The organism is Thermosyntropha lipolytica DSM 11003, from assembly GCF_900129805.1.
Taxonomy (GTDB): domain Bacteria; phylum Bacillota; class Syntrophomonadia; order Syntrophomonadales; family Syntrophomonadaceae; genus Thermosyntropha; species Thermosyntropha lipolytica.
The window spans coordinates 1-7966 of sequence record NZ_FQWY01000054.1; the positions used below are offsets into that span (position 1 = coordinate 1).

At 40.9% G+C, this 7966-nt stretch carries 8 protein-coding genes; 3 read left to right on the forward strand and 5 right to left on the reverse strand.

What is annotated here, in order from left to right:
* On the reverse strand, positions 1-293 hold a 293-nt coding region (locus BUB92_RS10320; protein WP_143156938.1), incomplete at its 3' end, for a MerR family transcriptional regulator.
* A gap of 218 nt (positions 294-511) precedes the next feature.
* Positions 512-1891 (reverse strand): sodium-dependent transporter, encoded by a 1380-nt coding sequence (locus BUB92_RS10325; protein WP_073093448.1) that lies wholly within the window; start codon positions 1889-1891, stop codon positions 512-514.
* Between the two features lie 395 nt (positions 1892-2286).
* Here BUB92_RS10325 and BUB92_RS10330 point away from each other — a divergent pair, with 395 nt between their 5' ends.
* Positions 2287-2940 (forward strand): hypothetical protein, encoded by a 654-nt coding sequence (locus tag BUB92_RS10330; protein ID WP_073093450.1) that lies wholly within the window; start codon positions 2287-2289, stop codon positions 2938-2940.
* Positions 2941-3164: 224 nt separating this feature from the next.
* Here the strand turns inward: BUB92_RS10330 and BUB92_RS10335 are convergent, their stop codons facing one another.
* Together BUB92_RS10335 and BUB92_RS10340 are read right to left on the reverse strand one after the other, a co-directional pair.
* Positions 3165-4331 (reverse strand): molybdopterin molybdotransferase MoeA, encoded by a 1167-nt coding sequence (locus BUB92_RS10335; protein ID WP_073093451.1) that lies wholly within the window; start codon positions 4329-4331, stop codon positions 3165-3167.
* Positions 4332-6587: a molybdopterin-containing oxidoreductase family protein gene (locus BUB92_RS10340; RefSeq protein ID WP_073093453.1), complete on the reverse strand. Its 2256-nt coding sequence runs from the start codon at positions 6585-6587 to the stop codon at positions 4332-4334.
* A 191-nt stretch (positions 6588-6778) separates the two neighbouring features.
* Here BUB92_RS10340 and BUB92_RS11415 point away from each other — a divergent pair, with 191 nt between their 5' ends.
* Both BUB92_RS11415 and BUB92_RS11420 read left to right on the forward strand, forming a co-directional pair.
* Positions 6779-7318 carry a TDE2712 family protein gene (locus BUB92_RS11415; protein WP_341372076.1) on the forward strand — a complete coding sequence of 180 codons (540 nt, stop codon included), beginning with the start codon at positions 6779-6781 and terminating at the stop codon, positions 7316-7318.
* Positions 7319-7336: 18 nt separating this feature from the next.
* The gene (locus BUB92_RS11420) at positions 7337-7621 is read left to right on the forward strand and encodes an ATP-binding protein (RefSeq protein ID WP_143156940.1); all 285 of its coding nucleotides are present in this window, start codon (positions 7337-7339) and stop codon (positions 7619-7621) included.
* Between the two features lie 171 nt (positions 7622-7792).
* On the opposite strand, the gene BUB92_RS12040 is transcribed toward BUB92_RS11420, so the two are convergent.
* The coding region (locus BUB92_RS12040; RefSeq protein WP_143156939.1) for an aminotransferase class V-fold PLP-dependent enzyme at positions 7793-7966 on the reverse strand (174 nt) is incomplete at its 5' end.

A 7966-nucleotide genomic window follows, 5' to 3' on the forward strand; every position in this document is an offset into this window, starting at 1 on the left:
ATGATTTCAAACTGGTATCCTTTTGCTATCATGTATTCTTTTACATACTGCACCTGTCTTTTTAAATCATCTTTTTGTTTATTGCTTGATACTCTACAATAACCTATAACTTTCCTCTCCGACTTAATGTTTTTAATGCCAAGAAAATGATTAAGCTGTTCCTGTGAATAATACCTGAATCCAGATGGAGCAATATAAGCTGGCTTTAAAACTCCTTTCTTGTCCCAGTTTCTTAATGTTTGTTCTGCCTTTCCTATTAATTGGGCAAATTGCCCAATACTGTAATATTTCACAAAAATTGCCTCTATACACAGATTAGCAAAAAATTATAAATTGTGTATAGAGTTTTTAAAAACTTTATAAACTTAATTCAACTGTTTCTAGCCTCCATAAATTCTTTTTATAAAAATATAGCACAAAATTGCCAGATTATCATAAAAACCCAAAGGCTGCAAAAAGGGTAGCAAATCTTCTAAAACACAGCTTTCCCTCAATGCAGCCTTTCTGCGGTCTAAAATTTAATTATTCCCAGGCCATTAAGCAGGATTATACCAATAGCTATAGGGGTTATATACCTTACTACCAGGGAAAAGGCCTGTATTATCCTTTCCTGTTTTAAACTTCCCCGGTTGGAGAGCTCTTCCAACACCTGTTTTTTCCCCATGACCCAGCCTACATAGATAGCAATAATAAGTCCGCCTAAAGGCATGAGGATATTGGAGCTTACAAAATCAAACAGAGCAAAAAAGTTTTTCCCCCATATAAGAACATGAGAAAGGACACTGCCCGATAAGGTAGCCAGACTGCCTATGGAAGCAATAACCAGTACAGTAACTATTACGGCGGTATTCCTCTTTAACCCTTTTTCTTCCTGCAGGAAAGCCACCGGCACTTCCAGCATGGAAATCATAGCTCCGATAGTGGCAATAAAAGCCAGGATAAAAAAAAGGCTTAAAAATATCTGTCCCCCGGGCATAGCATTAAATACCATAGGTATAGTTAAAAAGAGAAGCGGCGGCCCGCTGGTCGGCTCAAAACCAAAAGCAAAAACAGCTGGAAAAACTGCCATACCAGCCATAATGGAAACAACAGTATCAGCTATTACTACCCTTCCTCCGGTAGCTATCAGGTTATCATCATCCCGCATGTAGCTGCCGTAGGTAAGCATAGTTCCCATACCTATGGAAAGCTTAAAAAAGGCAAGCCCCATAGCAATGAGCACCGTCAGGGCAGTAATTCCGGAAAAATGAGGATTAAAAAGAAAATTAAGGCCTTCTTTCGCCCCGGGTAGAGTCAAAGCCCTTATATCACATATTACCAGAAGTATGAAAAGTACAGGCAAAAGGGTTTTGGTAATACGCTCGATCCCTTTTTGTACCCCGGCCATTATAATCAGGCTTATTATCACAAAAACGACCAGCTGCCAGAAAAGCGGATATACCGGATGTCCTACCACCTGGTTAAAAACCTGCCTGGCTCCGAGAGCATCAATTCCCGATAAGCTTCCGCTTACCGCCTTAAAAACATAAGCCAGCACCCAGCCGACAACCGTAGTATAGAAAGATAAAATCAGGATACTGGCCAAAACTCCCATCCAGCCTACAACATACCAGGGTTTCCCGGGTTCAAGTTTTTTAAATGCCCCTACCGCATTGCTGTGCGTCCTGCGCCCGATAATGAACTCGGCAAGCATTACCGGCAGGCCGATAAAAGCTACACACAAAAGATAGATAAATAAAAAAGCAGCCCCGCCATTTTCTCCGGTTAGAGCCGGGAATTTCCATATATTACCCAATCCGATGGCTGAACCAAGGGTTGCTGCTATAGTCCCCAAACCAGAGGTAAAAGTTTCGCGGGACTTAAGCTTATGCCCGTTTCCTTTTTCCGCCATTTTTTCCCTCCATATCTTTAAAATAAAAGTTTAAGCTTGTCACAAATACAAGAAAATTATAAGTTTTTTCTACCCGTTTGGCAAGGGATAGGAGAGAAAAAATTCTGGAAAATTCATGACATAAGCATTAGAAGGCAAACTTTTTATGCACTTTAAAAAATTTCCTTAAGGGGTTGTTTTTGGGCTTTTTATCTGGTAAAATTTGCTTAATAATTTATAAATTAGAATAACCAATCTGATTTTTAACAATTTGAGAATTTTGCATGGTTCAAACTTCTTAGTAATTACCAGCATAATTTATACTTTTCAAAATATAGTGTTTATGTAATATGACAAAAAGTAATTATCCCAAAGTTTTATTTTAAAAGGCCATATAAAATAGGGGGGCAAATATCATGTTTAATAAAAATATTTTTAATAAAATTTCCTTATTTTTAATGTTTTCTATAATTTGCTCTATATTGACAATATTTACTTTAAGCACAACAGCAACAGAAAAATCGGATAATATTTCCCTAGATTATATATCAGAAAAATATCATTTAGTTGATATAACTCCCGAACAAGTTCCATTATATATAAAACCCATAGTTTTTGATACTCCAGCAGATGCCTATCAATTTCTTGAATCAGTCCATTTTAAAAATAAAGCCATTGAAATTAATAGGGTAAACAATCCAAAAGACTTCAAGATTATTTGTGAAAACGTAAACAACATCAACAATACAAGCATAAAAACAATCAGAACTGGTACACAAGAAACTACTGTTGCATCTTTTATTTGGGGATCTATCAAAATGTTTGTACGATATTCATACAATGATACTCCACCAAAAAGATTTATAAGTTGTTCAACAATAAATACTTATATAACTGGATTTTCTCCTGGATTGGAGTATCAGCAACTAGATGCATGGTATAATATAATTGATAGTGGAAGAACACTAGCCTGTTCTGCTATAGGACATCTTAAATATTACCTGCTTATAAATGGTACACTCAAATTGTTTGAATCAACTGACACTTATTACCATGAATTTTATCTTTGATTTATGGGGGAAAAATTGAAAATGAACATCAATCTAACAAGTTTTTTTTGGGTGTTTCTTAATTTTATATTTTTAATCTTAATACTAATTTTAGTAACAGGCCTTATTCGATTTTTCAGCAATTTAAATAAAATAATTAACAATAACAACCTGCTTTTAAAAGAGATTTTAGAGCAACTCAAAAACAAGTAAAGATCCATTAACTGCAAAGGTTATTTCCGTCTCTATACCAGAATCACATCAACTTCCATTCCTGCCCGTATCGTCTCAGTTTCTGGAGAGATTTCGAGCAGACAATTGTAATCCAGAAGCGATCTTATCATGCCCGGCTTTTGTCCGGGCAAAATCCTTACCCGTACTTCGCCTGCAAAGTAAAAATGCCCCCGCAAAAACCTATAGCTTCCCCGGGCTGAAAAGGGAAAATCATCATCTACCCTGGCCTTTATTCTTGTAAGGTGAGGGGATTTTCCCTGATAAAGCCGCAAAAAAGGAGATGCAAGAAGATGAAACCCTACGGCACAGGCAGCAGGATTGCCGGAAAGGGAAAGAAAAAGGAGGTCATCAAAAATAACCGCACCATTATGCCCTCCCGGCTGCATTTTCACCCCGGAAAAGAGGATTTTTCCGCCTGTATCTTTTATAAAAGAGGCTAAATCCCGATTTTTACCGCCAAAGGTAGCTCCCGTAGCTATAACTATATCAGCCTCTATTTTTAAATTACTAATAAGATCCATAAGTTCCGCCGGGGATTTATTTCCTGCATGTTCAATCCTTACTACTTCTCCCCCTTCTTTTTCCACCAGAGCCGCCAAAAGGTAGCTGTTGCTGTCGATTACGGCAGGTGAAGGGGAAGATATGTAAGGATTAAGGGTAATTATACCTGCCCTCGGCTTTTTATAAACCTCTACCTCTTTATATCCATAAGCTGCCAGAAGGCTTATGCGGCCCGGGTTAAGCAGGTCGCCTTTTTTTATGAGCCGTTCTCCTTTTTTAAAATCTTCACCTGGCATTTTTAGGAAATTGTTCCTTTGCGGTTCTTTTTTTACCTTTATAAATCCGCCTTCGATGTCAACATCCTCCCGGGGAATTACGGCCAGGGCGTTCTCCGGCACCTTTTGCCCGGTTTCCACCGGTAAAGCTTCATCTTTTGCCAGAGCGCCTGTACTTCCCAGCTGACTGGCTATTTGATAAAATCCTCCTTCTTTTTTGATTTCCGCCACGGCAAAGCCATCCTGGGCCGCCTGCCTTATAGAAGGCAGGTCTTTTTCGGCATACACATCCCTGAAAGCTATGCGTCCTAAAGCCTTATAAAGCGATATTTTTTCCGGCTCTCCCGCCCTTACATTTTTACATATCAGTTCCCGGGCTTCTTTAAGGCTTATGTTAAGCATCTATTTCCCTTCTTCCGGAACCGGTTCTACCCGGCAGGGAACATAGCGGTGCAGGGGAGTTCCGGCAAAGGGGTCGCGGTGGGTGCTCCTGGTAAGCCGGTTAACATTGATCCCATAAGTCCTGCCTTCATATTCCAGACCAAAACCGTGGGGAATTATTACCTGCCCTTTTCTCACTTCATCACTTACTTCCAGCTCAATTATCTCTTCCCCTGCCTCGGTTATCACCTTCACCAGCTGTCCGTCTTTAAGGTTTAAAGTTTGGGCATCCTCAGGATGCATGGCCAGAGTGCAGGCCCGCTTGCCTTTAAGCCACTCCGGATTGCGCATAAGGGTATTGGCATTAAACCAGCTATGCCTTCCGGCATTTAATATAAGAGGATAGCGGGGATCAGGCTTCAGGGCTTCTTTTTCCGCTTCCGGAGTTATGCTCTTAACCCATTCCTCCAGTTCCGGGATAAATATGTTTATTTTCCTATCTTCCGTTTTAACCTGGGCAAAATTATCTTCGGGATCAAGTTTTCCTATAAACAGGCCTTCCGGATGCTTCATTATAGCTTCAAATATCTCATCTCCCTGCCAGGGCCCTTCGGCAAAACCTGCGCGGGCTGCTGCTTTTTTGAATTCAGAGCCTGTTCCCTGCAGGATTCCCCAGAGAGCAGCCAGATTAGCTGAACCCCAAACTTCGCCCAGGGTTTTAGCCAGAACAAAAGGCATAAAAGAAGCTGCTTTAGGATTTTCCTTGATATATTGCATAAGGCTCATGGCAAAATCTTTTCGGCTCCTTATAGCTGCCTCCTTTAAATAGAGAGGGATTGCAGGTATAAAGCCCATTTCTTCGGCCATTTTCACAAAAATCTGGCTTATCTCCAGAGGTTCTCCTTCCGGTTCAATAATAGGACGGCGCATGGTAAAATATATCTCCGGATAAGTCCAGGCAAAAAAGGTGCTGTCATAAGATTCATAGCCGGAGCGGGAAGGCAGCACATAATGGGAAAGTTTAGCGGTTTCAGTCATGTTGATTTCCATAGTAACCAGCAGTTCAAGCTCCCGGAAAGCTTTTTCATAAGCAGCCGTATCCGCATAAGAGCGCAGAGGGTTAGACTGGGTAACTATAACCCCCCTTATTCTTTCCGGGTGGTCATTTAATATTTCCTCAGGCAGGACATTAGGCGGAAAAACTCCCATGATAAGAGGCATATTGGTAGCTACTGTCCGCCAGTATTTGGGATCTCTCTCATCCGTATGCGACCCTAGGGGCATCAGATAGCCGGGGATAACATTTCCTCCCGGCACACAAAGCCGCCCACAGATGGCCGGCAGGATTACTTCCAAAAGATAAGAAGTGGCCGTGCTGTGCCGGTTCATGAGAATGCCCAAATCTCTATGCAAACAGGATTTGCGGGTAGCAAAAAGGTAGGCTACTTCTCTTACCTGGTTATAGTCAAGTTCGCAAACTTCTACCGCTTTTTTCGCATCAAAATTCTCAAACATGCTTACGATATTCTCAAATCCGCAGACATGTTTTTCTATATACTCTTTATTATGCCAGTTTTCCATAAGGATAATAGAAATCATCGCTTTAAAAAGCAGGGCATCAGTTCCCGGCCTCACCGGCAGATGAATATCGGCAATAGCTGCCGTCTCCGAGCGACGCGGATCAACTACTACCAGAAGCTTATTCGGATCTTTAGCTATCTCCCTTAATACCACCGGAGCCCGCGGTGTCTGATGGCTCCTCATACCGTTCCATCCCACAGCCAGAAACATATCGGCACGCTGATGATCGGGTATAGTCGCCAGATACTGCTTGCCCAGAGCCCTTCCCTGCACCCAGAAAGAGCCAGTCAGCTCCTGACCTAAAGGGCTGTAATAATTCTGCGAACCCAAACTCCTTAAAAATCTCAAGCCAAAAGCAGCCTCAAAATGGCAGCCAACCCCTCCCCCTCCCATATAAGCAATAGAACGGGGCCCGTATTTATCCAAAAGTTCCCTTATTTTGGCCGTAATCTCCTTTACCGCCTGCTCCCAGGAAATCCTCACCCAGTCGTCTCCTACCCTCTTTAGCGGGTATTTAAGCCGCTGGCTGGTATGCTGGTGATAAGCGATATTTAACCCTTTATTGCATATGTATCCCTGGCTCCTTGGGTTATCCTTATCTCCCCTCACCTTTACTATCCGGTTATTCTCCACCTTAACTTCCAGCCCGCAGTTCTGCGGACAGAGGACACAGGTTGTTTTATGCCAGTTTTCCATGATGTATTACCCCCGTTTAAACACACTTTAATTATATTTTAATATTTTGGCAACTTAATTTCTATAATATAAAAAACCAGCTGTAAAAAATCCCCCCTTTATTTGATAAAATTTAAGGCAAGCCTTATAATCTTTAGGGAACAAAAAATTTAAAACAGCAGCAAAATCTACTGCTAAAGGAGTGTTTTATCTTGCCCAACATTAAACTGAACCTGGAAGAAATCGAAGCCATGCTTTATTTCTGGACTGCAACCGTAGAGCGGGAAAAGGTACACGAGACATACCTTAACGAAATAGCCAGTATGCCGGGATTAAGTGCATGTTATGATGAAGAGTTTAATGCCGAATCAGTGCGCAAGGTTTTAAGTGCCATAACCAACCGGGAGCTCCTTTCCCAGAAAACTAAAAAAGAAGGCCGCTTCTGGAATAACAACATGTGGATGACGGAAGACCTTGAATACACCAATATGATGATCAAGCCTTTAAAGAAGCTTAATCTGGATGATCTAGAAGCTGAACTTATCCCATATATGAGCAGCTGTCCCTATGAAAATATCGAAGTAATCTTTTCTCCCCTGCATTTTGATGAATATATAATTAAGGATAACAAGCTGGTTATCAACTTTTTCCGGGTAAAACCTGACGATAGGGAAGAAGGAAAAGCGGCTATCGAAGGCAAGGAAATAAAAGAATATATCAAAGAAAAACTGCTAAAACTCTTAAACAAATAATCAAACCCTGGTGGGTAGATTACTCACCAGGATTTACTAATTCTTGATGAACTTTTGTATTTAAGCTTTAACCGGGCCCAGGCAGAACTCCTATTTCATGTACTGTCAGAGCTTAATGAACGGGGAAGCGTTATCATTACTACCAACCTGGAGTTCTCGCGTTGGACAGAAATCTCTCCGGATACTATGTTAACTGCCGCTCTAATAGATCGATTAACTCACAGGGCCTATATTCTGGATATGAACAGAACGTCATATCGGCTAGAACAGCGGCTGAAAAAACAAAGAGGCGGTAATAGTTAAGGTTAATTTATGCAAAGTGTTATCAGAGCCAAAAGTGAGCAAGGTGGCTCACTTTTAAACTAGCATTAGTGGCTCAATTTTTTATCAGCACAGTGGTCCACTTTTTGCTTGACATTCGCAATTTGACCACCAACACCTGCTACATTAACTGTTGACAAAGAACCATATTTGTTAAAAAACTATACTCTTTAACGACTCAATAAAATATTCTATCTCCCTTTTTTCGTTAAAATAGCCTAGACTTATTCTCAAAGTTCCCCCAAATTCTACAGTACCTAAAAACCTATGAACAAGGGCTGCACAGTGATAACCTGCTCTAGTTGCAATGTTAAATCTTCTATCTAA

What these genes read in the sequence shown, in the direction of transcription:
- BUB92_RS10340 (WP_073093453.1), bottom strand. Translation starts at nt 6,587, where the DNA reads ATGGAAAACTGGCATAAAACAACCTGTGTCCTCTGTCCGCAGAACTGC.
- BUB92_RS10335 (WP_073093451.1), bottom strand. Translation starts at nt 4,331, where the DNA reads ATGCTTAACATAAGCCTTAAAGAAGCCCGGGAACTGATATGTAAAAAT.
- BUB92_RS10330 (WP_073093450.1), top strand. Translation starts at nt 2,287, where the DNA reads ATGTTTAATAAAAATATTTTTAATAAAATTTCCTTATTTTTAATGTTT.
- BUB92_RS10325 (WP_073093448.1), bottom strand. Translation starts at nt 1,891, where the DNA reads ATGGCGGAAAAAGGAAACGGGCATAAGCTTAAGTCCCGCGAAACTTTT.